Origin of the sequence: Streptomyces sp. NPDC006207 (genome assembly GCF_040613835.1) — a bacterium.
Lineage (GTDB): Bacteria > Actinomycetota > Actinomycetes > Streptomycetales > Streptomycetaceae > Actinacidiphila.
On sequence record NZ_JBEXSX010000012.1, the window covers coordinates 60,472 to 85,483 of the forward strand.

Here is a 25,012-nt window from a genome sequence, read left to right on the forward strand (position 1 = left end):
TCTGGTCGGGGAACAGGTGACCGGTGGGGGGCGTCGCCTTATGCGGCGACTGCGGGCCCGGGAACGCGGGGACCCGGATCGTGCCGGGTCCCCCGCCGGTGGCCAGGCGTCAGCCGACGGCCAGGGTGGCGAGGGGGCGGTGGCCCGCGTCGAAGACGGTGACACTGCGTATGAAGGGGCTCCCCTGCTGCGGGAAGGACGAAGGGAGCGGGCTGGTGGCGTACCAGGCGCCCCAGCGGGGGTGTCCGGGCAGCCGGACGACGCTGCCGGTGACCGTGCCGAGGCCGGTGACGACCCTGACGGTGGCCGCGTCGGCGGCGTCGTCCGGGGTGACGTACACCCCGGACAGGAAGTACCGGTCGCCCACCGTCTCGGCTTGCAGGCTCACGCTGGGCCGAGTGGGATCGATGTTGCCGTCGACCACGCTGCGGAACTGGTCCGGCTGGTCGGGCGTGGACCAGTGCTTGCCCTCCTCGGTGAGCCACAGGACCACCCCGGGAGCCGCGTTGACGCGCTCACCGGGCGACACGACCCGCGCCCACCCGCCCCTCGTGGCGGGGGCGCGGGCGGCCGCGGTGGCCTGTGACGTTCCCGTGGGCGCCGTGGACGCCGTGGACGGCGCCACCGCGTAGGCCACTGCCGGCACCCCTGCCAGAAGGGCCGCCGTCATCGTGGCCGCCGCTAACTTCTTCATCCGGGTCATGGATGAGACTCCTTGCAGACTGTCAAACGAACGCACCGGGGGCTCACATGCCCCCTCCACCTCTCAGACCACGGTTCGGCGAAGATCGGTTGACAGAACGCGCAGACTTTCCGGGTCGGTGGTGGTGCGCCACCTGCCGCGTCGGAACCGCCACTGCATGGACAGGGGGAGATCCACGGATGCACGCGCTACCGGTCGAGGACGCCGACCGCATGGCCCACGCATCCGGCACGGCCCTCGCCGCCAGCGCGGCCATACGTGAGCAGGGTCGGCCGGGCCCTGGATGCCCTGCGGTTCGTGCACGAGGCGGAGTTCGACCTGCTCGACCTCGAACCGCCGGACCCGGACCGGCTGAAGCTGCGGCGAATGGCCCCCGGTCATCGGCCTGGTCGTCGCGGGTGTGGGGATCGCGTTGGCACCCGAGGGCCGGCACTTCCCGTCGAGTTCATGCTCCGCGGCCGCGCTCCCGTTGCGGCGCCGCGTCGACTCGTCTCTCCCGGGGCACACGCGGCCGGCCAGGCCGCCCGTCGCTTCCTCGAACACGTCCGCGGCAGCCTCCGTACCCCGGACGGTCGTTGGGGCGTCCCGCGGCGGTCAGCGGCAGAGTGCCCGCAGCACCATGTCCGCGTAGCGGTGCCAGACCGACGGTTCGCGTTCCTCGAGCCGCACCAGCTGCAGGGCCGCGCCGCACAGGAGCACCCGCAGATCCAGCGGCGTGGTGTCCTCGCGCAGCGTCCCCGCCGCACGCGCGGTCTCCATGGCCTCGGTCAGCGACTCCAGGACCGACACGGCGGCCGGGGACGCTCCGTCCGCCAGGCGCTCGGCGAGCAGACGGTCGTGGGCCAGGACGTCGAAGAGTGCGCACACATGGCGGCGGAAGACCTCGTCGGGGCCGGGCTCGTCCCGGGCCGCTGCGGTGCGCCGTTCGAGCTCCTCCAGGCTCAGCCGGGTGATCGTCTCCAGCAGGTCCTCCTTGGTGGGGAAGCTCCGGTAGACGGTCGCCTTGCCGACCTGGGCCCGCGCCGCGATCTGGGGGACGGTGGCCAGGGTGCCCCGTTCGCGGAAGACGTCGACCGCGGCGGCGACCACGCGTTCGTGGTTGCGGCGGGCGTCCGCCCGCCGCGGTGACGTGGACGTCTGCCGTTCCGGGTCGGGCGGGTGCGCAGGGCTCATGGGACGGCTGGCCTGTCTGGGTTCGATGAGGGGCTCGGCCCCCTGGGTCCGGTGGCCATGGTATCGGACCCGGGAGTCCGTTTCCTTGCGGTGAGTGTGTGCGTACGCAAGTACTGGGTGCCTCCATGGCGCGCGCCGACCTCCGCCGGCGGATGCGGGTGGTGCCGGTTCGCAGGCCCCGGTGGGGAACGACCGTGCAGGCAAGCCGCGCCGCTCGGCCTCGTGGGGCCGGTTCGCTGATGACGTCGATCCGGAAGCCGGCCGCGGTGAACGCGTCGGTGATCGCGTGCAGCGGTCGTCCCGGAAGGCCATCAGGTGCTTGGCGCCGCCGAGTTCCCTCATCCCGGACGAGCCCCGTCAGGGCGTTTCGGGCTTGCGGGCCAGGAGGCAGGCGTGCGGTCGGTTCACACGTCCGCCGGGCTGCTGTTCCAGTTTCGCGGTGACGACGAGTCCGGCCTGCTCCAGCAGGTCGACCATGCGGTCCAGGGGCAGGAGGTACGACTTGTAGGACACCGGACGGCCATAGCGGTGGGTCGGCTGCAGCCGCTCATCGCCGACGTAGTCTCCCCAGAGCAGGCAGCCGCCGGGCGCGAGCGTGCGGTGGAACTCGGCGAACACATCCGGCAGCCACTGCGGGGGCGTGTGATGGGTGGAGTACCAGGCCAGGATGCCGCCGAGCTCGTCGTCCCCCATCTCCAGCGCGGTCATCGAGCCCTCGGTGAACCGCAGGTCCGGGTAGGCGTGCCGGGCCAGCCCGACCATCTTCGGCGACAGATCGACGCCGAAGGCGGACACCCCCAGCCCGGCCAGGTGCGCCGTCACGCGCCCGGGGCCGCACCCCAGGTCCGCGACCGGCCCCAGACCGGCCGTCCGCACCAGTTCGGCAAATCCCGCCAGCATCGCGCGTGACAGCGGGTCCATGGCGTCTGGAGGCGGGACGCGTTCGACGTAATCGGCGGCGACCGTGTCGTACGACTCGCGGACGGAGGTCAGGAAGGAGGGCTCGGCCATGCGGGCGACCCTAGACCAGGCAACTGACAGACCATGGCACGACCTTCAGCTCGTCTGGGCGACATCCGCCGCGGTCGCCACCCAGCCGTCGCACCACGCCGCTGATCGTTCGCGGTCACGGCACCGTCGCCGGTGCGCCCACGCCGGCACCGCCATCCCGGACGGCTCCCGGTGCCGGACCGGGTCGCCCTGGCGGGCGTCGATACGCCCCAGGCGATCGCCGAAGGCGAGTCCCCACCGTGAACTCCCGCGGCCCCGACTGTCCTGGCAGCCCACCCGCTACCTTCCTCACATGGAACGGGCCATCATCCTGGGCAGCCTCGCCGCGGGCGGAACCGACACCGCCCCGCAGCGACTCGCCGAACTTGCCGCCGAACTCGACATACCGGCCGCCGACCTTCTCGTTGTCGCAGGCCGGCCGGTGCCGACGGAACTCCTGCCCCCGGAGCGCGACGCCAGGGTCATGAGGCAGTTCGCATACCGCGTCAGTCACTGCGACCACTCCCAGCTCGCCGCGCTGGAGGCATGCGTGCGCTCACTGCCCCGCGTCACCGCTCCAGGACCCTTCGTTCAGCCGGCGTGGCCGGGCCGCCGTCCCGCCGAGACCAGGTTCGCCGCCGTGTTCGGCGCGCTGATCCGCAATCGCGGCTTCGGCATCCGTGAACTGCCGTTCATGGGACTGTCCCTCAGCACGCTGTACCGGATGGTGTCGCGCTGGGACCCGAGTCCGCACCGCCGGCAGCAGCTATCGGCCGTAGCGGGTCCGCTGGGCTGGACCCTGCCCGATCTCTTCGCGGTCGCCGATGAGCCGTACTCGGAGGAACTCCGCCCGCTGCTGCACTGCCACCACCTCGGGCGGGTCTTCGCGGCGGCCGTCCCCTTGACCACCGCCCAGCTGATCAAGACCGCGGAGGAGGCGGATCGACTGAGCGTGCGTGAGGACCACGGCGCATGGCAGCCCGTCTCGCAAGGCTTCGCCGAGGAGTGCCCGGACTTCCCCTGACGGCAAGGGCCGCCTCGGTGCCTTGGCATGAGCGCTCGCTCGGACGCCTCCGTCGAGAGGCCCACCGCGGCCGCGACGCGGTCCCGCGAGACCGGTCCGGCCGTGACCGGCATCCTGTACACGCTGTCTTCGACGCAGAGGGCGTCATCTGTCCCGGGCAGGTGAATCCCTTCCGGGGAGCGCCGTGCATCGGGGTCTGACAACGTTGTCTAACCGAAGTGCCATGCGTGCGTTCGCAATCAAAGGGAAGGTGGGCGGCCGACAGGTCCAACCCTGTCGGCCGGGGGGTGTGGGGGATTCAGACCATGGGGCGGACCCTGCCGCTGCGGGACGCCGCTGTGGCGACCGCCGTCATGCAGGGGGTGCAGTACTCGTCGCGGTAGTCGTCGTCGGGTGCCGGAACGGGCCTGCCGGCGAGCGCACGGCCGCACAGGGTGCTTCCGTCAAGCCGGAGTACGTGCCACAACTGGGCGGATCCGGTTTCCGTCGCTATGGGTTCGGCGCGCATGTCGTACATCGGCGACCTCCCACTCGAACGCGTATGCGGTCACGCTCATGAGACGCCGCCCGCCCCGAAGCCGCGACCGAGAGGCCGCCGAACGGGTGAATCGCGCAGGGTGACGGGACGAGCGTGGGATCAGCCGCGCCGGACCAGCGCCAGCAGATCCGTGACGAGTTCGAGCGAGGCGTCGACGTGGGGGAGGGACATGGACTCCACCATGAAGTGCTGGATGCCCGTCCGGTCGGCGAGCGACTTGATGGCGTCGGCGACCCGGGTCAGCGGGGTCCCCTCCACGACGTTGACCCGCATGACCGTGTCCAGCAGCGAAGGGTCGCGTCCCGCCGCACCGGCGAACTCGTTGATCAGGGCGCGCTGCGCCAGCACCGTGTCGGCGTCCACGAAGACGGGCACGACGCACGCCGGCAGCCAGCCGTCCGCACGTTCACCGATGCGCTTGAGCGCGGCGGGGGCCCCGCTCGGCGCACCGAGGTAGAAGGGAGGGCGGGGCTTCTGCGCGGGCTTCAACGGCGCGTACTGCAGCGGAAGCTCCAGGTGGCGGCCGTGGTACTCCACCGGGTCCCGGGTCCAGAGCAGCTCGAGTGCGTCCAGCATCTCGTCGGTACGGGCGCCGCGCTTGGTGAAGTCCACGTTCGCCGCCGTGAATTCCTCGGGCGACCAGCCGACGCCGAAGCCGGGGATGAGCCGCCCGCCGCTGATCCGGTCGATCGTGGTCAGACTGCGGGCGAGCTGTGCGGGTGCGTAGACCGGCGCGATGAGGACGTTGGTGCCCAACTGCACCTGCTCGGTCGCGGCCGCCGCGACACCGAGCAGAACGAAGGGGTCGGCCGCGGTCCGGTACTCCACCGGGATCGTGGTGCCGGGGCCGGTGGCCCCGATCGTGGGGTTCAGGGCGGCGAAGTGCCGGTCGCCCGCCCACAGGCTTGCCGCACCGGCCTTCTCCGCCTCCCGGGCGAACTCGGCCGCCCGGTCGACCTGGTGGGCCACGTTGTGCAGGTACGGAAGCGCAAACCCGATCTTCATGGAAACCCTTCGTTCGCCTCGGGGGCATGCCGGACACGGCCGTTGCCCACGTCAGGAGCCCGCGACGAAGCCGTAGGCCGTGCCCAGCCTGCTGTCCCGCCGTCCGGGGGTGAAGGCACTGGTGTTCCTGGGAGTGCCGGGACCACCCGGCACCTTCATGACGAGGCGACTGGTCCCCCCGCTCCCAGGACCGCCGGGGCACTGCCACCGGGGGCCGGGGGCGTGCACAGTGGGGTTCCCCCAGGGAAGCGGTGTTCAGGCGGCCGGAACGGGCTCCAGGGTCTGCTCGGCCCAGATGGTCTTGCCGACCAGCGCGTACCGGGTGCCCCAGCGATGGGAGCACTGCGCCACCAGGAAGAGCCCGCGTCCGCCCTCGTCGGTGGTGGCCGCCCGGCGGATGTGGGGCGACGTGCTCGCCGCGTCGCTGACCTCGCAGATGAGCGTCCGGTCGAGGATCAGGCGCAGCCGGATCGGGTCGTGCCCGTGCCGGATGGCGTTGGTGATGAGTTCGCTGACGATGAGTTCGGTGGCGAAGGCCAGGTGTTCCAGCCCCCACAGGTCGAGCTGCCGCAGCACCAGCGAGCGCATGTCGCCGACGGCCGCGGGGACGGGGGGCACGGTCCACGTGGCCAGCTTCCCCGGGTCGAGGGGGCGGGTCCGGGCCAGCAGCAGGGCCAGGCCGTCCTCCATCGTGAGCTGGGCGGCGACCAGGTCGGAGATGGCACGGCACGTCTCCTCGATCGGGCGGGCCCGGTCGGCGACGACGGTGCTGAGGCGGGCGGCGAGCGTCTCGGACGTGTCCGTGGCGCGCTGGAGGCTGTGGCTGGAGAACACCAGGGTGCTGCCTTCGGCGAGTTCCAGATCCAGCGGCTCGAACACCGGGTCCCCCTGGCCGAGGGGGTTGTTGACCGGCACATCGGGGATCACCACGTCCCCGCTCCGGCCGACGACGGCCGGCGGGGGATGTCCGGCACTGGCCATCACGCACCGCCGCGAGACGGGGTCGTAGACGGCGTACAGGCAGGTCGAGCCCTTGAGCGCCTCCACCACGGGCGCGGACCCGGTGGCGTGTTCGCGCTCCAGGAGCCGCGGCACCATGTCGTCGATCTGGCCGAGCAACTCGTCCGGTGTGAGGTCCACTTGGGCCAGCGTGCGGATCGCGGAGCAGATGTGCCCCATGCACGCGGCCGCCTGGAACCCCGTGCCCGGCACCGCGCCCACGACCAGGGCGACCCTGGCACCGGACAGCGGGATCACGTCGAACCAGTCGCCGCTCACGCCTGCGTGCACCCGCGACGGCCGGTAGTGCTGCGCCACCTCGACCGCGCTCTGGTCCGGGACGCTGCGCGGCAGCATGCTCGCGTGGAGGGTGAGGGCGGCGGTGTGCTCGTTGGTGTAGCGGCGGGCGTTGTCCAGGCAGACGGCGGCGCGCGCGACGATGTCCTGGGCGAGGACGAGGTCGTCGGGTTCGAAGGGTTCCGTGCCGCGCCCCCGGTACAGGTGCACCAGGCCCAGGGTCGCGTCCCGCGCGCGCAGCGGTGCGAGGATCAAGGAGTCGATCCCGTACCTGAGCATCGCCTTGACCCGCTGGTCGGCGGTGTCCCGCAGCCAGGGGGCGCCGGGGTCGACGACGGGGATCAGCCGCGGCCGGCCGTCGGCGAGGCTCTGCACGTGCGGCGAGTCGGGGGGATAGTCCTGCAGCTCCCCGGGTTTCCGGAGCCCGCTGATGACGTCCGGGTCGACGGCCGTGCGGGCGAGGGAACGCAGCGCGACGGGCCCGGAGCCCATCGGCTCCGGTTCCGCACCCTCCATGACGTCGTCGAGGAGGTCGATCGTCGCCACGTCGGCGAGCCTCGGAACGAGCACGTCCACGAGTTCCTCCGCCGTGCGCCGCACGTCCAGCGTCGTGCCGATGCGCATCGCGGCCTCGTCGAGGAGCGCCAGACGCTCCCGGGTCCTGTGGCGGTCCGTGATGTCGATGATCAGATCGGTGACCCCGAGGACGTCGCCGTCCGGTGCCGTCAGGACGACGGAGGAGACGTGCCAGACGTGGTCCCGGTGCGGGTCGGCGGAGGTGCGCCCTTGGTGGACGGCGTTGACGACCGGCCGGCCGCTCTCCAGGACCCCCTTGAGCCTGCGCTCGATCGCCGCGGCGTCGAGTCCGGGGAGGACCTCGCTGACGGGCCGGCCCAGGGCCTTCTCCGCGGGGAACCCGTGGATGCGTTCCAGGGCGGCGTTGACCCGAACGAAGCGCAGGTTCCGGTCGTACACGGCGATGCCGATGGGCGCCTGGGTGAAGAGGGCCTCCAGGATCGCCTCGCCCTCCGCGAGGGCCGAAGAGATTGCCGGGACCGCGACGACCGCGGTGCCCCCGCCGTCGCGCCCTCCCGGCTCGAGCAAGGGCGACATGTGGAGGACGACGTCGGGGGGGCCGCCGTCACGGTGGCGCGTGAGCACGGCGCGACGGCCCGATGAGGACGGCCGCCCGGGTGCTCCGGCGGCAGGCCCCGGGGGCCCGGCGAACGCCTCCGGCCACAACTCGGCTGCCGGGCGTCCGACGACGTCCGCGGCGCGGCAGCCGAAGAGCCGTTCGGCGGCGGCGCTCCACGCGGAGACGAGGCCGTCGTCATCGAGGACGAATCCGGCGACGTCCTCGTCGCCGGACGATCCTGAGGGGCGGCGTCCGTATGGAGCCTCGGAGGGATTGCCCATTCTCATGTCCTGTCACGCAAGGTGACGATCCCGGCTGTCCCGGGACGCCCCGGGCGCCCGCGAGACGCCTGCCGCTCACGGCCGCACCACAACTCAGGCTACCGAGACCCACCGACACACGCCCGACCTGCTGCGGACGTCAACCTGCTACGGAGGGTGACGGCACCGCTGCCCCGGGGTGAACGCCTCGTGCGGGCCGTTCGGCCCGTCATGCCTGGTACCAAGGGGGCCAGGCACGTGCGCGCCGAACGGGGTTACGGTCCTCGGTATGGACGCTTCGAATGCGATGGGTGAGTTCCTGCGGGGGCGCAGGCGCCTGGTCCGGCCGGAGGACGTCGGCATCGGCACCCAAGGGACGCGTCGGGTCGAGGGTCTGCGACGGGAAGAGGTCGCGATGCTCGCCGGGATCAGCACGGACTACTACCTCCGGCTGGAACAGGGACGCGACCGCAATCCGTCACCACAGGTGCTCGACGCGGTAGCCCGGGCGCTGACCCTGGACCAGGACGCGGCCGACCACCTGATCGGCCTGACGCAGGCTCAGGGAGACCGCACGTCCGCCCGGAGACGGTCCCGCGGCCGGGCACCGCGACCGGAACAGGTGCCACAGAGCATCCGCGAACTGATCGACGGATGGAGCGGCAACCCCGCCTGGGTGCAGAACAGGTTCTTCGACGTGAACGGCGCAGGGACTGGGAGTCGATGACACACGAGGGTGCGGCCATCCTGCGGGCCCTGGCGAGGCCGGACGTCGACGACCCCCGGCTGACCGAGCTGGTCTGTGACCTGTCGCTGCGGAGCGACCGTTTCCGTGACCTGTGGGCCCGCCACGACGTGACGCCGCACACGGGCCGGGTCTCCCGCCTGAGGCACCCGCAGGCCGGCGACCTGGAACTGCGGTCGAACAAGCTGACCATCGCCGGGAGCGGCGGGCTCATCCTCGGGGTGTTCCATCCCGAGCCGGGCAGCCGCAGCGCGGAACTCCTGCAGATGTCGGCAGTCTCAGCGCCTCCGCCCGCCCCTCGGCGGGGGAGAACCGGGACCGGCTGACCGCGCCGGAGCGGTGAGCGAAGGACTCCGGTCCCCGGTCCCACGACGTCCGACAAAACGGGGTGCTCCGGCACACGGCACCCTGACGGTGAAAGCTACGAGGATGACAGACAGACGAATTCCGGCGGAGACGCCCGTGCCCGGGGACGGTGTGGACCTCACCCGGGTGACCGCCAACTTCCGCCAGTACCTGCTCGGATGGGGCGAGGCGGAACGCGGCGAGGGGGACCTCGACTACTACCGCAGCGGACTCGCGACCCCCCAGTTCAACGGCGTGGTCCGGACCCATTCCCCGGACGAGGCCGGGCGGGCGGCCGCCACGGTCCGGACCCGGCTCGCCGACGTCCCCTGGTGGTGGTGGGTGGGCCCCGACAGCCCCGACCCCGAGGGAACGGCGGCCGCGCTCGCCCGCCACGGACTCGCCGAAATCGGCTCCGTCCCGGTGATGGTCCGGTCGCTCGACCGGCTCGTCGAAGCCGGGGAGCGACCGGACGGCCTGCGGATCGAGACGGTCGAGGAGCCCGCCCGCCTCACGGAGTTCGTCCGCACCTACAGCGCCTCCATGGGCGTCCCGCCGGGCCTCGAGGCCGACATGGTGCGCATCGAGGCGCAGCGCCCCGACAACGCGGACATCGTGCGGATCGCCGCGGTGCTCGGCGGTCGTATCGTCGGCACGACCGTGGTGATCACGGCCCACGGCCACGCGGGGATCTTCCTCGTCCACGTCGCCGGGACCCACCGCCGTCGTGGAATCGGCGGCGCCCTCACGGCCGCCGCCCTCCGCGTGGGGCGCGACCGCGGGATGCATTCCGCCGCCCTCATGGCCAGCCCGGCCGGTGAGCCCCTCTACCGGCGCCTCGGCTTCACGACGGTGTCCGCGTACCGGCTCTTCACCCTGCCCGCGTGAGAGCGGCCCGTGCCCCGGCCCTGGTGAGGGCCGGGGCACGGGCCGGTCGGATCACTCTCCGGAGTGGACGGCGGGCCGGCGCAACTGCACCTCGGCGCCGGTCTGCTTGAAGGACTCCGCGGACACCGGGACGAGCACCGCGTCGCGGTGGAAGTCCCGCAGGTTCGTCGACCCGCAGCTGATCATCGTTGAGGTGAGCTTGGCCCGGGTCCGTTCCACGTTGTCGTACAGGCTGCCGGCGTAGGGCACGTAGCCGTCGACGCCCTCTTCGAAGACCATCTGGCCGCGGTGGCCGTAGCGGGCCGCGTTCTGCGCGCGCCGCGAGCCCTCACCCCAGTACTCCTTGTACCACTGGCCGCCGATCTGCAGCTTCGGCGACGGGCTCTCGTCGAGCCGGGCGAAGTAGCGGCCGAGCATGATGAAGTCCGCCCCCATCGCCAGCGCCATCGCCATGTGCGAGTCGTTGAGCAGGCCCCCGTCGCAGCACAGCGGCACGTACACCCCGGTCTCCTGGGCATAGGCGTCGCGCGCCTCGACCACGTCGAGCAGTGCGGAGGCCTGCCCGCGGCCGATGCCCTTCTGCGCGCGGGTGGTGCAGATGGCCCCGCCGCCGATCCCGACCTTCACGAATGCCGCGCCCGCATCGGCCAGGTAACGGAAGGCCCGGCCGTCGACGACGTTCCCCGCACCGACGAAAACGTCGTCACCGTACGTCTCCCGCGCGAATTCGAGGGTCCTCGCCTGGTACACGGAATAGCCGTCGGAGGAGTCCAGGCACAGCACATCCGCGCCGGCTTCCAGCAGGGCGGGAATACGGTCCTTGAAGTCACGGGAATTGATGCCGGCGCCCACCCGCAGACGCTTCTCGCCGTCCACGCTCGCGCGGTGGTACGTCTTGTGGGCCTGGTAGTCCCTCTTGAGCACCAAGGAGACGACCCGGCCGTCCTCGAGCAGCGGCAGCACGTCCAGGTGGTGATGCCAGATCAGCTCGTTCGCCTCGGACAGCGAAACCGAGGCCGGCGCGGTGACCAGATCGTCACGGCCCCGCATCCGGTTGCCGGCGGCCTCGGAGGTTCCGTGACGTTCCAGGTGGAAGTCGTCGAGGCTGATGATCCCCTGGAACTCGCCGTCCGGTTCCCCGTTCTCCGTCACCACGGCCACGCCCTGCTCGGTGTCGGCCAACGGCCGTGCCACCTCGCCGAGAGGCGTCTGCGACGCCACGGTGACGTCGCTGGTCCGGAAGCCGGCCTTGTGCCGCTTCACCGTCCGCACGTCCGCGGCCTGGTCCTCGACCTGCTGGTTCTGGTGGATGAACGACAACCCGCCGACCTGCGCCAGCGCCACCGCCAGCGTCGGTGACGACACCGCCTGCATGATGGCGCTCACCATGGGGGTGGCGACCCGGATCCCCGGCTCCTCGCCGACCCGGTGACGCACCAGGGGCGCCCCGAGGTCCACGTTGTCCGGCGTGCAGTCTTCCGTGGTCAGGCCCGGAATGAGGAGGTACTCACTCAGGGTGCGGGAAATCTCGGGGAGGATTTTCACGTCGTCTCCAAAAAGGGCCTGCGCACCGGTCGACGACCGATGGGCGAGGCTCGCGCCGGCAGTGCGGATCGACGCCGGCCGGTAGCGCACGGTCGGAAGAATGCGCTCTGGAGATCCTGGGAGCGGGCGCACCCGGCGGGTCGGTGCACACACGCGCGGCCGAATTGACAGCGAAGGCACGACAGACCGGAATCCGCACGGTGTTGCACAGGCGCTGACTTCCATGACGCCATGCGTGATCGTACCGCACCCGTCCTTTCCCGAGGTCAGATCGAAACGTTGGGGCGGCGTGCGAGGATCATTGCGCGACCGTTCCGGCACTGCTCACCCATACGGGTAGAGGCGCCGCCTCCCCCTCGCGCGACGGTGGTTCGGACCGGTCGCCCACGACGTCAAGGTCCGGCCAGGCGACCAGGCCGGGTTCCGGGTCGTTGAGGAAGTCCTTGACGATGGATTCGAGGTCGCCGGAGGGCGCGTAGGCACCGCCGAACGGCAGCTCGTCCGCGGCCACCGACCCGGTGGAGCAGCGGAGTTGCCCGGCCTGTTCGTCGTGCCACACGTAGAACGTGGCCGCCCCGGCGAAACCCGTGGCGTGGACGCGTCGCCGGATGCCTTCGGCGGTCCGCTCGAAGGCGTCGACCACCTCGGCCACCGAGACCGACCGCCGGTCGTCCACCTCCGCGGACAGGCACCAGGTGTTGGTCTCCCACTCGACCCGGCGGTCGGCCGGCTCCAGCAGGAGCGGCTCGTCGGCCATCTCGGCGATCGATGTCAGCAGCACGCCGCAAGTATCCCCGGGCGTGCACGGGGAATCGACGTCTCAGGCGCTGTCGGCGTCCGTCGGGGCATCCAGGACCTCGTCGCCGTAGACCTTGGTCACCTCGACGTCCAGAACGGTGGCGATCCGGCCGAACGACCAGTAGTAGCCTGCCACTTGAAGGACCTCGACCAACTCGCGCTCACTGAGGAAGGACCGCGCCAGGTCGAACACCTCGTCGCTGACGCGGGGCTGCCGCACGACTTCGGCGGTGAGGCGGAGCAGGGCGCGGTCGGGGAGGGGGATGGCGGGGTTGTCCAGGTCCCGGGCCCGGGTGAGCCGGCGGGTCGGCTCGTCGACTCCTGCGGCCTGCGCCATGGGTTCGTGCTGGGCCGCGACGAAGGCGCAGTCGGTGTACTCGGCGACCGTGAGGATCACGAGTTCGCGTGAACGGGCCGGGAGGCGCAGGGAGGTGAACTGGGCCCTGGCGAGCTCCACGAACGGTTTCACGGTGCCGGCCGAGTGGGACATCATCTTGACCATGGGGTCCGGCGGCAGCGCCGTCAGGTACTGACGGACGTCGTCGGGGAAGGACGCCGGGTCCGGGTCGGTCAGGCGGGGCATGGTGTGCTCCTGGGGTGCGTGGTCGGGGGCGTCAGCGGGCTTCGGCGGGGAGGTCGAAGCCGGTCTCGCTCAGGTGCGAGAAGCGGCCGTCCTCGGCGTGGGTGCCGAAGATCGCGATCTCGCGGTGCTGGGTGGAGCCGTCGGCCAGGGTGAGGTGGAAGACGTGCCGTTCGGCGTACGTCGTGCCGTCGCCGACCTCGTCGATGACGGTCACCGTGCCGCCGGTGATCCGGGGGCGGATGCCGGCGACCATGGCCGCGAACTCCTCGCGGGTCAGGACGTCGCCGTCGCTGCGGTGGGTGTAGTCGGGCGCGTAGTACCGGTCGAGGACCTCGTCCAGTGCGACGCCGGGCTCGGGCTCGAAGACCAGTGCCCGGAGGGCTTCGCTGATGCGGGCGCGTGTCATCCCAGGTGCTCCTTCGGGGGAGGGGCTATGTGGACCCTTGGGTCCGGATGCATCCGACCGTACCGGACTCGAGGGTCCGGTACGGCGTTCGGTGGCCTGTGGACCTCGTCACAGCCCGCGGACCGCGGCGCAAGCGGCGAGCAACCCGGTACCGCGAGTCCCAGGAAAACGAGACGACTCCCTGCCCGCCCCGCCCCGCCGCAATCTGGAGGCGTCGGAGAACGAACACCGAGACGGGAGCGACACCATGACGACGACACTGATCACCGGAGCCAACAAGGGGCTGGGGTACGAGACGGCGCGGCGCCTGATCGGGGAGGGCCACACCGTCTGGATCGGCGCCCGCGACGCCGAGCGGGGCCGACTGGCCGCCGAGCGGCTGGGGGCGTCCTTCGTCCGGCTCGACGTGACGGACGACGAGTCGGTCGCCGCCGCCGCGCGGACGATCGAGGCCGGCGGCAGCCTGGACGTGCTGATCAACAACGCCGGCATCGAGGTGCGCCGGCCGGACAACAGCGTCGTGCCCACCGTGGAGACCACCGCCGACGCGATGAGGACGACCTTCGACACCAACGTCTTCGGCGTCGTGCGGGTCCTCCACGCGTTCGTGCCGCTGCTCCGGAAGTCTCCAGCCCCGGTCGTGGTCAACGTCAGCAGCGGCCTGGCCTCGCTGCACCACGTCACGGACCCCGACCAGCCCGCCCACATGTTCCCGGGCCTGGACTACCCGGCGTCGAAGCTGGCCGTGAACATGATCACCGTCCAGTACGCGAAGGCGCTGCCGGACTTCCGGATCAACTCGGTGGAGCCGGGCTTCACCAAGACCGACCTGAACGGCAACACCGGGTTCCAGTCGGTCGAGGAGGGCGCCGAGGTCATCGTCCGCATGGCGCTCGTCGGCTCCGACGGCCCGACCGGCGGCTACTTCGACCGCAGCGGCGCGCTGCCCTGGTGACGGGAGGCTGTAGGCGGTATACCCGCGGGTCAAGCTGGCGCCATGACGGCAGATGCTCCCCTGGACGCAGACGAAGAGCGCTTCTGGCGTGCCCTGCAGCGCGTGATGACCGCGTTGCCGAAGGCTCTGGATGACGACCTTCTGAAGCCGACCGGGCTGACGCTGTCCGAGTACTCGGTGCTGATGTTCCTGTCGGAGGCCAGGGACGGCGAACTGCGGATGATCGACCTGGCCGAGCTCACCCGCCTGTCGGCCAGCCGTATCTCACGGGTCGTCGACTCCCCCAAGGCCCGCGGCTGGGTGGCCAAGCGACGGCACGAGCTGGACGCGCGAGGGGAGCGTGGCGACGTTGACGTCCGGTGGCCTGGAACGGCTGGAAGCCGCCTATCCGTCGCTCCTGGCCAGTGCGCGCAGGCGCGTCATGGACCACGTCGACTCCGCCTCCCTCTCGGGCATGGCCGTCCAGTTCGAAGGCGTCGCCGAGCACCTCGGCTGAGGGCCGGCGTCCGGCGTCCGGCGGCACAAACTCGGTGGCGGAAGCGGGCCGTCACGGACCACCATGCGGGGCATGAGCGACCAAGCGCCACGATGGACCCGGGCAACCGTCTACCCCGACATGTGGGTCGACCCGGACGACGACCCCCGCGACAGCGAAGGCCCCGGTCCGGAGGGTGAACTCGCCACCCTTCAGGACTACCTGACGAGCTACCGCATGACCCTGCGGATGAAGTGCCAGGACCTGGACCCGGAGCAACTGGCCCGTCGTTCGGTCCCACCGTCGACGATGTCGCTGCTCGGCCTCGTCCGGCACCTCGCCGAGGTGGAACGGGACTGGCGCAACTGGATCAGCGACGGCGAACCGCTGCCGAAGCTGTACGGCAGGCGGGACGCGGACTTCGACGACGCCGTCGCCGACCAGGCCGTGGTCGATGCCGCGTACCGCGATCTGGAACGCGAGCAGGCAGCGACCGACGCGGCGCTCGCGGCGCACCCGGACCTGGGCGAGCGCGTGGGGAAGGACGGGATCGCCGTCAGGGGGCTGCTGGTGCACCGGATCGAGGAGTACGCCCGGCACTGCGGGCACGCCGACCTGTTGCGCGAGTGCGTCGACGGCAGGGTGGGGCAGTGACGGGGGCCTGAGCCCTTCCTCCCCGGCACGCGGGTGATCACGCGGTGGCCGCCGTCCTTTTGGCCCGGGCCTGCCGGTCCCGGCCTGCCGCTCCCGTCCTACCGGGCCCGGACGGCCGCCCGGCTCGGTACGACCATCCTGGAGGTGTCGACCAGGGAGAGCCCGGCCAGTCCCAGCAGGGGAAGGACGCGCCACGGCGGGATCCTCAACACCTTTACCTCCGTGTGGTACGTGCTCGTGTCCACGTGCCACAGGATCCGGCCGCCCGCGGGGACGTGGTCGGCGAAGTACACGCCGTACAGGACGAGGGCCACGCCGATCGCCGTGGGCGACGAGGCGCTGCAGGAGCCGGTGCCGGCCGCCGATCGCCGGGACCACGGCGAACGCCTCGTTGAGGAAGCGCGTCGTACGGACCGGGACCAGGGCGAGGCAGAGGCCGAGCCCGATCATCGCGCACGCCGCCAGTACCGCGACCAGCGACGCCCCCGCGAACCCGCGCACCGCCCACTCCCCGCGCTCCTCCGGCGCCACCCCGGGCGTCGTCAACGCCAGCGACAGGGCGGATCCCCGGGAAGCGGCGTTGACGGGACCCGTACGCGGTACGGATCCCTGCGGCGACAGAAGATCCGCACAGCGCAGGGGAGACCCATGACCGTCTCACTGATCACCGGAGGCACCAGGGGCCTCGGCCGGGAGACCGCCCGCCGGCTGATCGAGCTGGGGCACACCGTGCACGTCGGCGGCCGCGACGCGAGCCACGGCCGCGCGGCCGCCGCCGAGCTCGGCGCCCACTTCGTCCCCCTCGACGTGACCGACGACGCCTCCGTCACTGCGGCTGCGGCCGACCTCACCCGCCGGGAGGGCCGGCTCGACGTCCTGGTCAACGGCGCCGGGGCGTTCGAGGGCGTGCGCGGGGCCGAGGAGGTCACCGCGGCCGTCATGCGCCACGTCTTCGAGACCAACGTCTTCGGAGCGGTGCGGATGACACACGCCTTCCTGCCCCTGCTGGCGGTCTCCGAGGCGCCCGTCATCGTCAACGTGAGCTCGGCGTTCGGCTCGTTCGGCCTGGTCACCGACCCGGGCCGCCCGGAGGCCCGCATCCTCCTGCCGGTGTTCGCGTCGTCGAAGGCGGCGCTGAACATGCTCACGGTGCAGTACGCCAAGGCCCTGCCCGGCCTGCGTGTCAACGCCGCCGAGCCCGGGCTGACCGGGGCGGACCTGTTCGGAACGGGCACCGGGACCGTGGGGGAGGGCGCCGAGGCGATCGTCCGGCTGGCGACCCTCGGCCCGGACGGCCCCACCGGCACCTTCTCCGGCCCGGACGGCGCACTGCCCTGGTGATCCCCGCGGTCGGCGCCGCGGTCAGCCAACGTTACGGTCCCGTCCCGCGAGCAGGCCCGCGGCCAGCTGCGCCACCATCAAGGCGGCCATGAGGACCAGCGGGACCCGCCAGCCGCCGGTGTGCTCGTAGAGCGCTCCGACCAGGAACGGGACGGGGATCGACAGCAGGTAGCCGGCGCTCTGCGCGAAGGCGGAGAGCCGCACCACCGTCGCGCTGTTCCGGCCGCGCAACCCGATCATCGTCAGGGCCAGTGGGAACGAGCAGTTGGCGACGCCCAGCAGCACGGCCCACACCCACGGCGCGGCAGCCGGTGCCGCCCACAGCCCCGCGTACCCGGCCAGCCCGAACACCCCGAGCACGACCGCGATGCCGCTCTGCCGCCGCAGCCTCCCCGCGAGGGCCGAGAGCGCGAAGGACAGCGGTACGCCCAGCAGTGAGGTGACGGCGAACAGCACGCCCGCGGTCCCGGCCGACAGCCCTGCGTCCCGGAACACCTGGGGCAGCCAGCCGATGACGACGTAGGCCGCCCCCGCCTGCAGGCCGAAGTACGCGGCCAGCGCCCATGCCGTGGGGGAGCGGGTCATCCGCACACCGAGTCCGGTCCCGGCGCCGGGTGGCCCGGGTGCGGGCTGCGGCGCCCGGTCCGCCGTACGGATGCGCGCCAGTACGAGCCACGGGGGCACGGCGGCGGCGGCGACCACGCCCCAGGCGCCCAGCCCCCACCGCCAGTCACCGCCGAAAGCCCCGGACAGCGGCACCGTGGCGGCCGCCGCGACCGAGGCGCCCAGGTTGAGGGCCATGGAGTACAGGCCGGTCATACGGCCGACCTGGTCGGGGAAGCGCTGCTTGACCACCACCGGCAGCAGCACGTTGGCCACGGCGATCCCGGCGAGCGCGAAGGCGCTGAGCGCCAGGAACAGCGCGGTGCCCCGGGCGAGGGGCCGCAGCACCAGCCCCACGGCGACCACGGCCGTGCCCGCCGCGACGACCGCCGAAGGTCCGTACCGGCGGGCGAGCCCGGGAGCGGCGAAGCCGACCAGGGCGAAGCAGAGCGCCGGCACGGAGGTGAGCAGCCCGGCGACGGCACCGCTCATCCCGAGGGCGGCGCGCGCTTCGGCCAGGACGGGCCCGAGGCTCGTGACGGCGGGGCGGAGGTTGAACGCCACCAGCAGCAGCGCCACCACCGCCAGGCCGCCGGTGCGGGCACCGGGCCGTGCCGGGTTCCGCCGTTCCGCGGACCGGTTCGGGACACTCCGGCGTATAATCATGGGATGAGTCTACGTCCCGTGCCGCGTCCTTCCGGTCTCTTCGAGCAGGTCGTGTCCGGACTGCGCCGCCAGATCACCTCCGGGGCCTGGCCGGTGGGCTCGCGCATCCCGACCGAGCCGGAACTCGTCCGGCAACTGGGGGTGGCCCGCAACACCGTCCGCGAGGCCGTCCGCGCGCTCGCCCACAACGGGCTGCTGGACATACGCCACGGCTCGGGCACGTACGTCGCGGCGACCAGCGAGCTCGCCGGGGTGATGCAGCGCCGCTTCGAGGACGCCGGGCAGCGGGACGTGACCGAGGTGCGCGGCGCCCTGGAGTCGGCCGCCGCCGGCCTGGCCGCGACGCGCCGCACGGAGGACGACCTCGCCCGCCTCGGCACGCTGCTGGACCAGCGGGAACGCGCCTGGGCCTCGGGTGACCGGGACGCCTTCGTAGACGCGGACAGCGCCTTCCATCTCGCCGTGGTGGCCGCCTCGCACAACGAGGTGCTGGCCGAGCTCTACGCGGACCTGGGCCAGGTCGTCAGGGACTCGCTGAAGGAGCACTTCGGCGGCCGCGCGTTGCGCCCGGAGGACTACATGGACCACGCGCGTCTGCTGGACGCCGTCCGCGCGGGCGACGCGGCCGCGGCGGCCGGTGAGGCCGCCTCCCACACCTCGGGCTGCCGGTTCGGCGGCTGAGCCCGCCGGGCCTGCGGCCCGTCAGGCCGGCAACGCGCCCGTCCGGGTGGCTTCCTCCCTGAGCCGCGCGGCGGTCCTGGTGACGTCGTAGCCGGGTCCGACGCCGTCGACGAGGATGACCTCGCCGTCGAGATGGCGGGTGCGGAGCGGAAGGATCTCCTGGTAGGGGTTCGACCCGTACCAGGCCCGCGCCCGGTCCATGTCCGGGAACTCGATCAGGACGATCGTCCCGGGCCACCGCCCCTCGACGACCTCCACGGTCGCGCCATGGACGATGAAGCGGCCGCCGAAGGGGTCCAGGGTGTCCTGGATGCGCTCCATGTAGGTGAAGACCTCCTCGTGGGGCTGCGCGGGACGAAGGTGGCCGACGGCGTAGGCGGTCATGGCTGCTCCCTGGGGTCGTGGTGAGTGGTGTCCCGTGTCCGTCCTGCCGGACGTCCTTGATCCTGCCGGGCCCGTGCGGGCCGGTCGATGACGCCGGAGGTAATGGCGTCACGGGCGGCGATCTCGTCGACCCGGCGGCGTGCCACGGCTCGACCTCCGCCATCGCCGTCATGTGTGTCTTCATCCGACTTGTTTGTCATTGGATGACGCGACCCTGATATCGCTCACCGGCCGGCAGCTCGGCCGCGCCTCCACCCGGGCCGACGGCGGCTACACGCTGACCGCGCCCGGCGCCGGCTCGTACGTGCTCGTCGCCGCCGCCGACGGCCACCAGCCGCAGGCGTCCACCGTGGTGGTCGGCGAGGAGCCCGTCCCCTACGACGTGGTCCTGGCCACCGGCGGCACCGGCCAGGACGGCACCTTCGGCTTCCAGGACCTGCCCGCGGGCGACTTCACCCTGGCCGTCAACGCCACCGGCTACCGGCCGGCCGCACTGCCGGTCGAGGTCGCCGGCAACGGCCCCACCCACGTCGAGGTCCCGCTCCGCACCGGAGCCCGCCTGCAGGGCACCGTCCTCGGCGGCACCGCCCGCACACCACTGCCGGAGGCCCGCGTCACCCTGATCGACGCGGCCGGGAACCTGCTGGCCACCGCCACCGCCACCGCCACCACCGGCACCGACGGGGCCTACGCCTTCGGCGACCTGGACGCCGGCGAGTACGCGCTGGTCGCCAGCGGCTACCCGCCGGTGGCCACCCAGGTCACCGTCGGCAACGACGCCACGGCCGGCCACCAGGACGGCTTCGACGTCGAACTCAACCACCCCGAGGGATGACGCGGTCGTCCCTCTGTGCGGACGGGTGCGAACTTCATCACATCCAGGTCATATCGGTACGGTTCGGGCGGGGCCGCGAGGCCCGATGCGGGACCGCCCCCAGGAGGCCGTCCGCGACCAGAGTGGCGGTCGCCCTCCCGGGTGGCGGCAACGGCCTGCAACGGTCGCCTCCGCCTGGCCGGCCGGCCGACAACGGCGCGTCGCGTCACCGCACTTGGGGCATCGGGCACGCCAAGACCGCGGTGCGGAACGGCGTCGCGTCACGGCCGCGCGACGGTCCCCGAAGGCTTCCCCGTGAACCGTCCGGCCACGCGGGGACGTGGCCGCGCAGCGCCTGCCGAGGTCCTCGCCGCCCCGGCCGGACGTAGCCGACGTCACATCCCGTCCTGCCCAACCGTCCGCCCACACTGGGCAGTCAGCCCGGCCGGCAGCAACCCGATGGACGGAGTGACATGGGTCATACCCGAATATCCCGGCGCGCCCTGGCCGCCGCGGTCCTCGCAGGCGTGGCGGTCCCCGTGGCGGCAGGAGCCGCGACGGCGGAGGCCGCCGCCGCGACGCCCCAGGTGAGCTGCAGCTCGGCGGCGCCCGGACTGGCCGCGAAACTGCAGCGGGACATCACGTCGGCGCTGGAGGGCGGCACCGCCCGTACGGCCGTGTCCGTGCACGACCGCGCGACCGGCACGTCGTGCACCCTCCGCGCGGACCAGCACTTCGACTCCGCCAGTACGGTCAAGGTCACCGTCCTGGCGACCCTGCTGCGGGACGTGCAGCAGCACCACCGCCACCTCACCTCCCGTGAGGCCGGGCTCGCCACCGCCATGATCACGAAGTCGGACAACGACGCCACGACCGCGCTGTGGAAGCAGCTCGGCGTCGCCAAGGTCAACGACTTCCTGTCCGCCGCGGGGATGAGCCACACGGTGCCGGGCGGCGCCGGGGCCTGGGGTCTCACCCAGATCACCGCCGGGGATGAGCAGAAGCTGATGGACCTGCTCACGGCACCGAACGCCGTGCTCGGCGACAACGTGCGCGCCTACGCCCTCAAGCTGATGAACGAGGTCGTCCCCTCCCAGCGCTGGGGCACCCCCGCGGGCGCTCCGGACTCCGCGGTCGTCCACGTCAAGAACGGTTGGCTCTCCCGCGCCACCCACGGTTGGCGGGTGCACAGCCTGGGCGCCTTCACCGGCGGTGGGCACGACTACAGCATCACCGTCCTCACCGACGGCGACGCGACGATGGCCTCCGGCATCGCCACCGTCGAGGGCGTCTCCCGCGCGATCCACCAGGACCTCGACGCGGCCTAGGCAAGGCCGTGTCGTGCGCCCCTCCGCGCAGGGGCTGGACTGAATGTCCAGGATGGACGTACAGTCCAGCCATGGAGAAGGCGCGACTCGACGAGAACGACCCCCGGGTACGGCAGTGGGCCCCGGTCTGCCAGGCCGTGGCCCTGCTGCTGAGCCCGTACGCCGAGGTGGTCCTGCACGACGTCGCCGACGACCGCGTGCTGGGCATCTGGAACCCCATGTCGCGGCGTACCGCCGGCGACCCCTCGCTGCTGGGCGAGCTGGAGCGGCTGGACCCGTCGGCGCACGACGTGTACGGCCCGTACGAGAAGCTGCTCGCCGACGGGCGCCGGCTCTCGTCCGTCAGCGCGGTCCTGCGGGACGGCGACGGCCGGCCCTCCGCGGTGCTGTGCGTCAACCTCGACCGGACCCCGCTGGAGCAGGCGGCCTCGGTGCTCTCCGCCTTCGCCGCGCCCACCGTGCCGCACCCGGAGCCGCTCTTCGAGCAGGACTGGACCGAGCACGTGCAGCGGACCGTCGGCACCTACACCCGTGACCGGGGCTGCCCGGTGGACCGCCTGGGCCGCGAGGACCGCCTCGCGATCCTCGAGGAGCTCGACCGGGCCGGGGTGTTCACGATGCGCCGCGCCGTGCCCGTCGTGGCCGGCGCCCTGCAGGCGTCCCGCTCCACCGTCTACGCCCTGCTCGCCGACCTCAAAGCGCAGAGGAAGCGCCCGTGAGCCGACTTCCCGACTTCCGGCTGGAAACGTACTTCTCCCGCTGGGAGTTCACCGTCCGTCATCACCTGACCGCCTCGGACGCGCAGACCATGACCCTCCCCGAACTGCTGGAACTCGCAGACGCCGAGGACCGGCACGCCTGGCAGACGCTCTCCCTCGGCTACACCCGGACCTTCGGCGACCCCGGGTTGCGCGAGGCGATCGCCGCAACGTACGAACGGGCGGGCGCCGACGACGTGATCTGCTTCGCAGGCGCGGAGGAGGCGCTCTACCTCGCGATGCAGGTGCTCCTCGGCCCCGGCGACCACGCCGTCGTCGTCACCCCCAACTACCAGGCCGCGGAGACCGTGCCGCTCTCCCTGTGCGAGGTGACGGGCGTGCCGCTCGACCCCGAGCGGGACTGGGCCCTGGACGTGGACCGGGTGGCCGCGGCGCTCCGCCCCACCACCCGCGTCGTGTCCGTCAACTTCCCCAACAACCCGACCGGCAAGGTCATCGACGCCGCCGACTTCGCGCGCCTGGCCGAGCTCTGCGACGAGCGCGGCATCCACCTGTTCAGCGACGAGGTCTACCGCGGCCTCGAACGCGACCCGGCCCGCACCCTGCCCCAGGCCGCCGACCTGTCGGAACGGGCGCTGTCGCTGAACGTCACGTCCAAGGCGCTCGGCCTGCCCGGGCTGCGGATCGGCTGGATCGCCTGCCGGGACCGGGAGTTGCGCTCGCGCCTGGAGCGGGCCAAGCACTACACCACGATCTGCAACGCCGCGCCCAGCGAGGTGCTCGCCCGGATCGCCCTCAAGGCCCGCGACCGGATCCTGGACCGCAACCGCGCCCTGATCGCCGCCAACCTCCCGCTCTTCGACGCCTTCTTCGCCGAGTTCGACGACCTGTTCAGCTGGCGCGCCCCGGACGGCGGCTGCGTCGCCTACCCCCGCTACCTCGGCGCCGACGGCGTGGAACGCTTCTGCACCGAACTCGTCGAGCAGGCCGGGGTCCTGCTGCTGCCCGCGAGCATCTTCCGCTCCGAGCTCACCGATACGCCCGCCGACCGCTTCCGTGTCGGCGTCGGGCGCCGCGACCCGGCCCCCGGACTCGACGCCCTCGCCGGCTGGCTGCGAGCGCGCCGATGACCGTCCCCGTCCTGGGCCCCGAGGAGATCGAGGCCGCCGCGCGGCCCGCGCTGGTGCTGGACGCGGTCCGTGCCGCGCTGATCGCCCACGCGGCCGGCCGCACCACCGTGCCGCCGCCCACCCATCTCACGTTCCCCGCCGCGGACGGCGACTGCCACGTGAAGACGGGCTGGATCGACGGGTCCGACGACTTCACCGTGAAGATCGCCTCCGGCTTCTACCGCAACCCGGAGCGCGGCGCACCCGTCAACCACGGCCTGGTCTGCGTCATCAGCGCCCACACCGGCCGGGTCCGCGCCGTCCTCGACGACGGCGGATGCCTCACGGCCTGGCGCACGGCAGCCGCCGGAGCCCTCGCCGGCCACGCCCTGGCCCGCCCCGAAGCCCGCAGCGTGGGGGTGTTCGGCACCGGCGAGCAGGCCCGGCTGCAGGTGCGGTGGCTGGCGATGCTGCGCCCCGTCGGCCGGGTCCTCGTCCACGGCCGCGACGGGGGCCGGGCGGCCGCCCTCTGCGAGCACCTGGCGGCCCACGGGCTGAGCGCCGGCCCCGCCTCCGCCGCGGAGGCCGCGGGCGCCGACATCGTCGTCACCGCCACGCCCGCCACCTCCCCGGTGCTGGACGCCGACGCGGTCCGCCCCGGCGCGCACGTCACCGCCGTCGGCGCGGACATGCCGCACAAGAACGAGCTGCCGCCCGCGCTCTTCGCCCGTGCCGCCGTCATCGCCACGGACGACCACGAACAGTGCCTCCACCACGGCGACCTCGCGCACGCCGTCCGAGCGGGCGCGGTCCCGCACGACGCCGACGTCCCCCTCGGGGCCCTGCTCCGCACCCCTCCGGACCGCAGGGACCGCACGGACGCCACTGTGACGATCGCCGACCTCACAGGCGTCGGGGCCCTCGACGCCGCCGTCGCCTCGGCGGTGGTCCGGGAGCTCCTCGGCTGACGTCCCGTCGGACGACCGCTTCCCCGGGGCGGGGTCAGGCCGAGGCGCCGCGACGCGGGGCGACGAACAGGCTCTGCACGCTGCGGCCGATGGGGCCCTGTTCGTCGTGGAGGGAGGCCTCGGCCATGCCCACGCCGTACGGGTCGACGGTGGTGCGGGCATCGAGGCAGACCCACTCGCCGGCGGGGTGGCGGTGGAGGTGGACGGTGAGGTCGGGGTTGACGAAGAGGTGCTCGGAGAAGTCCAGCACGTTGCTCACGCCGTTGCCGGAGTCCGCCGCGACCAGGACACGGTCCAGGGGAGCGGTCTTCTCTCCCGCTACGAGCGGGACGCGCATCCGCAGCCAGCAGGTGGCGGGGCCGCGGTCGAGGAAGGAACCGGCGGCGAAGCGGGTCTCCATGGCCGTGTGGTAGCCGGTGTCCCACGGCACGGGGAAGAACGGCTCGGGGCGGGCCTGCGCGGGTCCGGGAACGGCGGGTTCCGCGGCGGCGCCGGGATCCGTGGTGGGGCCCGCGGCGGGGACGGTGCCGGGCGCGGTGCGGATGCGCAGGGCCCGCGCCCGCATGATCTGAGCGCCCCCGTCGGGCGACAGGGAGGCCTCGACCAGTTCCACACTGCGCCCCTCGCGCAGCACGCGGGTGGTCACGGTGAGCGGGGCGAGCGGCACCGGGCTGTGGATCTCGAAGGTGATCCGGACCAGGCGCATGTCCTCGCGGGCGCCCGGACGCGTCTGCACCGCGCGGCCGAGCAGGGCCGCGGGCGGCCCGGCGTGCTGGCTCGCGGCGTCCCAGGGGCCGCGCGTGTACCCGGTCGGGACGAAGCGTTCGTCCGCCACCCGCTCGAAGAAGGCCTCGACATCACTATGGTCCGGCATGCTCACC

Annotated in this window: 25 protein-coding genes and 3 pseudogenes; 14 read left to right on the forward strand and 14 right to left on the reverse strand. The window is 72.6% G+C overall.

All coding sequences use genetic code 11. The annotated features are described in order from the left end of the window. Positions 1–109: 109 nt before the first annotated feature. From ABZ312_RS12340 to ABZ312_RS12350, 3 genes are all read right to left on the reverse strand, one after another. Positions 110–694, reverse strand: coding sequence for a hypothetical protein (locus ABZ312_RS12340; protein WP_500437523.1), 585 nt, complete (start codon positions 692–694; stop codon positions 110–112). 603 nt (positions 695–1,297) lie between these two features. Next, positions 1,298–1,876 (reverse strand): TetR/AcrR family transcriptional regulator, encoded by a 579-nt coding sequence (locus ABZ312_RS12345; RefSeq protein WP_500437525.1) that lies wholly within the window; start codon positions 1,874–1,876, stop codon positions 1,298–1,300. 357 nt (positions 1,877–2,233) lie between these two features. Beyond that, positions 2,234–2,887, reverse strand: coding sequence for a class I SAM-dependent methyltransferase (locus ABZ312_RS12350; protein WP_500329387.1), 654 nt, complete (start codon positions 2,885–2,887; stop codon positions 2,234–2,236). A gap of 292 nt (positions 2,888–3,179) precedes the next feature. On the opposite strand from ABZ312_RS12350, the gene ABZ312_RS12355 reads away from it, so the two are divergent. After that, positions 3,180–3,890, forward strand: a complete 711-nt coding sequence (locus ABZ312_RS12355) for a hypothetical protein (protein ID WP_500437527.1) — start codon at positions 3,180–3,182, stop codon at positions 3,888–3,890. A 298-nt stretch (positions 3,891–4,188) separates the two neighbouring features. Here the strand turns inward: ABZ312_RS12355 and ABZ312_RS12360 are convergent, their stop codons facing one another. From ABZ312_RS12360 to ABZ312_RS12370, 3 genes are all read right to left on the reverse strand, one after another. After that, complete coding sequence (locus ABZ312_RS12360) at positions 4,189–4,407, reverse strand: hypothetical protein (RefSeq protein ID WP_500329389.1); 219 nt, start codon at positions 4,405–4,407, stop codon at positions 4,189–4,191. A 120-nt stretch (positions 4,408–4,527) separates the two neighbouring features. Continuing rightward, positions 4,528–5,433 (reverse strand): TIGR03619 family F420-dependent LLM class oxidoreductase, encoded by a 906-nt coding sequence (locus ABZ312_RS12365; protein WP_500437529.1) that lies wholly within the window; start codon positions 5,431–5,433, stop codon positions 4,528–4,530. Positions 5,434–5,688: 255 nt separating this feature from the next. Beyond that, positions 5,689–8,145 (reverse strand): SpoIIE family protein phosphatase, encoded by a 2,457-nt coding sequence (locus tag ABZ312_RS12370; RefSeq protein WP_500437531.1) that lies wholly within the window; start codon positions 8,143–8,145, stop codon positions 5,689–5,691. Positions 8,146–8,413: 268 nt separating this feature from the next. On the opposite strand from ABZ312_RS12370, the pseudogene ABZ312_RS12375 reads away from it, so the two are divergent. Both ABZ312_RS12375 and ABZ312_RS12380 read left to right on the forward strand, forming a co-directional pair. After that, positions 8,414–9,212: pseudogene (locus ABZ312_RS12375) on the forward strand (helix-turn-helix transcriptional regulator). An 86-nt stretch (positions 9,213–9,298) separates the two neighbouring features. Next, the gene (locus ABZ312_RS12380) at positions 9,299–10,102 is read left to right on the forward strand and encodes a GNAT family N-acetyltransferase (protein ID WP_500329394.1); all 804 of its coding nucleotides are present in this window, start codon (positions 9,299–9,301) and stop codon (positions 10,100–10,102) included. Positions 10,103–10,153: 51 nt separating this feature from the next. Here ABZ312_RS12380 and ABZ312_RS12385 read toward each other — a convergent pair whose 3' ends face one another. From ABZ312_RS12385 to ABZ312_RS12400, 4 genes are all read right to left on the reverse strand, one after another. Then, on the reverse strand, positions 10,154–11,872 hold the full coding sequence (locus ABZ312_RS12385) for an IMP dehydrogenase (protein WP_500437533.1): 1,719 nt from the start codon (positions 11,870–11,872) through the stop codon (positions 10,154–10,156). A gap of 73 nt (positions 11,873–11,945) precedes the next feature. Beyond that, positions 11,946–12,428 carry a hypothetical protein gene (locus ABZ312_RS12390; protein WP_500437535.1) on the reverse strand — a complete coding sequence of 161 codons (483 nt, stop codon included), beginning with the start codon at positions 12,426–12,428 and terminating at the stop codon, positions 11,946–11,948. 39 nt (positions 12,429–12,467) lie between these two features. After that, positions 12,468–13,028, reverse strand: a complete 561-nt coding sequence (locus ABZ312_RS12395) for a carboxymuconolactone decarboxylase family protein (RefSeq protein ID WP_500437536.1) — start codon at positions 13,026–13,028, stop codon at positions 12,468–12,470. A 31-nt stretch (positions 13,029–13,059) separates the two neighbouring features. Then, complete coding sequence (locus ABZ312_RS12400) at positions 13,060–13,434, reverse strand: nuclear transport factor 2 family protein (RefSeq protein ID WP_500356447.1); 375 nt, start codon at positions 13,432–13,434, stop codon at positions 13,060–13,062. Between the two features lie 247 nt (positions 13,435–13,681). Between ABZ312_RS12400 and ABZ312_RS12405 the strand changes: the two genes are divergently transcribed. From ABZ312_RS12405 to ABZ312_RS12420, 4 genes and pseudogenes are all read left to right on the forward strand, one after another. Next, on the forward strand, positions 13,682–14,389 hold the full coding sequence (locus tag ABZ312_RS12405; protein WP_500356445.1) for an SDR family NAD(P)-dependent oxidoreductase: 708 nt from the start codon (positions 13,682–13,684) through the stop codon (positions 14,387–14,389). A 183-nt stretch (positions 14,390–14,572) separates the two neighbouring features. Then, positions 14,573–14,662: pseudogene (locus ABZ312_RS12410) on the forward strand (MarR family transcriptional regulator); the annotation flags it as partial. A 67-nt stretch (positions 14,663–14,729) separates the two neighbouring features. Then, on the forward strand, positions 14,730–14,885 hold the full coding sequence (locus ABZ312_RS12415) for a hypothetical protein (RefSeq protein ID WP_500329414.1): 156 nt from the start codon (positions 14,730–14,732) through the stop codon (positions 14,883–14,885). A 72-nt stretch (positions 14,886–14,957) separates the two neighbouring features. After that, complete coding sequence (locus tag ABZ312_RS12420; protein ID WP_500329400.1) at positions 14,958–15,518, forward strand: mycothiol transferase; 561 nt, start codon at positions 14,958–14,960, stop codon at positions 15,516–15,518. A gap of 98 nt (positions 15,519–15,616) precedes the next feature. On the opposite strand, the gene ABZ312_RS12425 is transcribed toward ABZ312_RS12420, so the two are convergent. Beyond that, positions 15,617–15,832 (reverse strand): hypothetical protein, encoded by a 216-nt coding sequence (locus tag ABZ312_RS12425; protein WP_500437538.1) that lies wholly within the window; start codon positions 15,830–15,832, stop codon positions 15,617–15,619. Positions 15,833–16,166: 334 nt separating this feature from the next. Between ABZ312_RS12425 and ABZ312_RS12430 the strand changes: the two genes are divergently transcribed. Next, entirely contained in the window at positions 16,167–16,859 is a 693-nt protein-coding gene (locus tag ABZ312_RS12430) for an SDR family NAD(P)-dependent oxidoreductase (RefSeq protein ID WP_500437540.1), read from the forward strand. A gap of 21 nt (positions 16,860–16,880) precedes the next feature. Here the strand turns inward: ABZ312_RS12430 and ABZ312_RS12435 are convergent, their stop codons facing one another. Further along, positions 16,881–18,128: an MFS transporter gene (locus ABZ312_RS12435; protein ID WP_500437541.1), complete on the reverse strand. Its 1,248-nt coding sequence runs from the start codon at positions 18,126–18,128 to the stop codon at positions 16,881–16,883. Between the two features lie 3 nt (positions 18,129–18,131). Here ABZ312_RS12435 and ABZ312_RS12440 point away from each other — a divergent pair, with 3 nt between their 5' ends. Next, entirely contained in the window at positions 18,132–18,809 is a 678-nt protein-coding gene (locus tag ABZ312_RS12440) for a FadR/GntR family transcriptional regulator (RefSeq protein ID WP_500329404.1), read from the forward strand. A 21-nt stretch (positions 18,810–18,830) separates the two neighbouring features. On the opposite strand, the gene ABZ312_RS12445 is transcribed toward ABZ312_RS12440, so the two are convergent. Beyond that, positions 18,831–19,193 carry a DUF1330 domain-containing protein gene (locus tag ABZ312_RS12445; RefSeq protein WP_500329405.1) on the reverse strand — a complete coding sequence of 121 codons (363 nt, stop codon included), beginning with the start codon at positions 19,191–19,193 and terminating at the stop codon, positions 18,831–18,833. 211 nt (positions 19,194–19,404) lie between these two features. Between ABZ312_RS12445 and ABZ312_RS12450 the strand changes: the two are divergent. The 5 genes and pseudogenes from ABZ312_RS12450 to ABZ312_RS12470 form a co-directional block, all read left to right on the forward strand. Then, a pseudogene (locus ABZ312_RS12450) lies at positions 19,405–20,028 on the forward strand (carboxypeptidase regulatory-like domain-containing protein); the annotation flags it as partial. 452 nt (positions 20,029–20,480) lie between these two features. Then, on the forward strand, positions 20,481–21,335 hold the full coding sequence (locus ABZ312_RS12455; protein ID WP_500437543.1) for a serine hydrolase: 855 nt from the start codon (positions 20,481–20,483) through the stop codon (positions 21,333–21,335). 71 nt (positions 21,336–21,406) lie between these two features. After that, a complete protein-coding gene (locus tag ABZ312_RS12460; RefSeq protein ID WP_500437545.1) occupies positions 21,407–22,054 on the forward strand; it encodes a helix-turn-helix transcriptional regulator in 648 nt (215 codons plus the stop codon). Next, the gene (locus ABZ312_RS12465) at positions 22,051–23,184 is read left to right on the forward strand and encodes an aminotransferase class I/II-fold pyridoxal phosphate-dependent enzyme (protein ID WP_500332291.1); all 1,134 of its coding nucleotides are present in this window, start codon (positions 22,051–22,053) and stop codon (positions 23,182–23,184) included. The genes ABZ312_RS12460 and ABZ312_RS12465 overlap by 4 nt, the downstream gene beginning before the upstream one ends. Continuing rightward, positions 23,181–24,131: an ornithine cyclodeaminase family protein gene (locus tag ABZ312_RS12470; protein ID WP_500332290.1), complete on the forward strand. Its 951-nt coding sequence runs from the start codon at positions 23,181–23,183 to the stop codon at positions 24,129–24,131. Before ABZ312_RS12465 ends, ABZ312_RS12470 begins: the two co-directional genes overlap by 4 nt. A gap of 34 nt (positions 24,132–24,165) precedes the next feature. Here the strand turns inward: ABZ312_RS12470 and ABZ312_RS12475 are convergent, their stop codons facing one another. Further along, positions 24,166–25,005, reverse strand: coding sequence for a thioesterase family protein (locus ABZ312_RS12475; RefSeq protein WP_500332294.1), 840 nt, complete (start codon positions 25,003–25,005; stop codon positions 24,166–24,168). Between the last annotated feature and the right edge of the window lie 7 nt (positions 25,006–25,012).

Excerpts from the sequence above, each read along its gene's own strand:
- ABZ312_RS12340 (WP_500437523.1), bottom strand. The coding sequence starts at position 694 with ATGAAGAAGTTAGCGGCGGCCACGATGACGGCGGCCCTTCTGGCAGGG.
- ABZ312_RS12345 (WP_500437525.1), bottom strand. The coding sequence starts at position 1,876 with ATGAGCCCTGCGCACCCGCCCGACCCGGAACGGCAGACGTCCACGTCA.
- ABZ312_RS12350 (WP_500329387.1), bottom strand. The coding sequence starts at position 2,887 with ATGGCCGAGCCCTCCTTCCTGACCTCCGTCCGCGAGTCGTACGACACG.
- ABZ312_RS12355 (WP_500437527.1), top strand. The coding sequence starts at position 3,180 with ATGGAACGGGCCATCATCCTGGGCAGCCTCGCCGCGGGCGGAACCGAC.
- ABZ312_RS12360 (WP_500329389.1), bottom strand. The coding sequence starts at position 4,407 with ATGTACGACATGCGCGCCGAACCCATAGCGACGGAAACCGGATCCGCC.
- ABZ312_RS12365 (WP_500437529.1), bottom strand. The coding sequence starts at position 5,433 with ATGAAGATCGGGTTTGCGCTTCCGTACCTGCACAACGTGGCCCACCAG.
- ABZ312_RS12370 (WP_500437531.1), bottom strand. The coding sequence starts at position 8,145 with ATGGGCAATCCCTCCGAGGCTCCATACGGACGCCGCCCCTCAGGATCG.
- ABZ312_RS12380 (WP_500329394.1), top strand. The coding sequence starts at position 9,299 with ATGACAGACAGACGAATTCCGGCGGAGACGCCCGTGCCCGGGGACGGT.
- ABZ312_RS12385 (WP_500437533.1), bottom strand. The coding sequence starts at position 11,872 with ATGGAAGTCAGCGCCTGTGCAACACCGTGCGGATTCCGGTCTGTCGTG.
- ABZ312_RS12395 (WP_500437536.1), bottom strand. The coding sequence starts at position 13,028 with ATGCCCCGCCTGACCGACCCGGACCCGGCGTCCTTCCCCGACGACGTC.
- ABZ312_RS12400 (WP_500356447.1), bottom strand. The coding sequence starts at position 13,434 with ATGACACGCGCCCGCATCAGCGAAGCCCTCCGGGCACTGGTCTTCGAG.
- ABZ312_RS12405 (WP_500356445.1), top strand. The coding sequence starts at position 13,682 with ATGACGACGACACTGATCACCGGAGCCAACAAGGGGCTGGGGTACGAG.
- ABZ312_RS12420 (WP_500329400.1), top strand. The coding sequence starts at position 14,958 with ATGAGCGACCAAGCGCCACGATGGACCCGGGCAACCGTCTACCCCGAC.
- ABZ312_RS12430 (WP_500437540.1), top strand. The coding sequence starts at position 16,167 with ATGACCGTCTCACTGATCACCGGAGGCACCAGGGGCCTCGGCCGGGAG.
- ABZ312_RS12435 (WP_500437541.1), bottom strand. The coding sequence starts at position 18,128 with ATGATTATACGCCGGAGTGTCCCGAACCGGTCCGCGGAACGGCGGAAC.
- ABZ312_RS12440 (WP_500329404.1), top strand. The coding sequence starts at position 18,132 with ATGAGTCTACGTCCCGTGCCGCGTCCTTCCGGTCTCTTCGAGCAGGTC.
- ABZ312_RS12445 (WP_500329405.1), bottom strand. The coding sequence starts at position 19,193 with ATGACCGCCTACGCCGTCGGCCACCTTCGTCCCGCGCAGCCCCACGAG.
- ABZ312_RS12455 (WP_500437543.1), top strand. The coding sequence starts at position 20,481 with ATGGGTCATACCCGAATATCCCGGCGCGCCCTGGCCGCCGCGGTCCTC.
- ABZ312_RS12460 (WP_500437545.1), top strand. The coding sequence starts at position 21,407 with ATGGAGAAGGCGCGACTCGACGAGAACGACCCCCGGGTACGGCAGTGG.
- ABZ312_RS12470 (WP_500332290.1), top strand. The coding sequence starts at position 23,181 with ATGACCGTCCCCGTCCTGGGCCCCGAGGAGATCGAGGCCGCCGCGCGG.
- ABZ312_RS12475 (WP_500332294.1), bottom strand. The coding sequence starts at position 25,005 with ATGCCGGACCATAGTGATGTCGAGGCCTTCTTCGAGCGGGTGGCGGAC.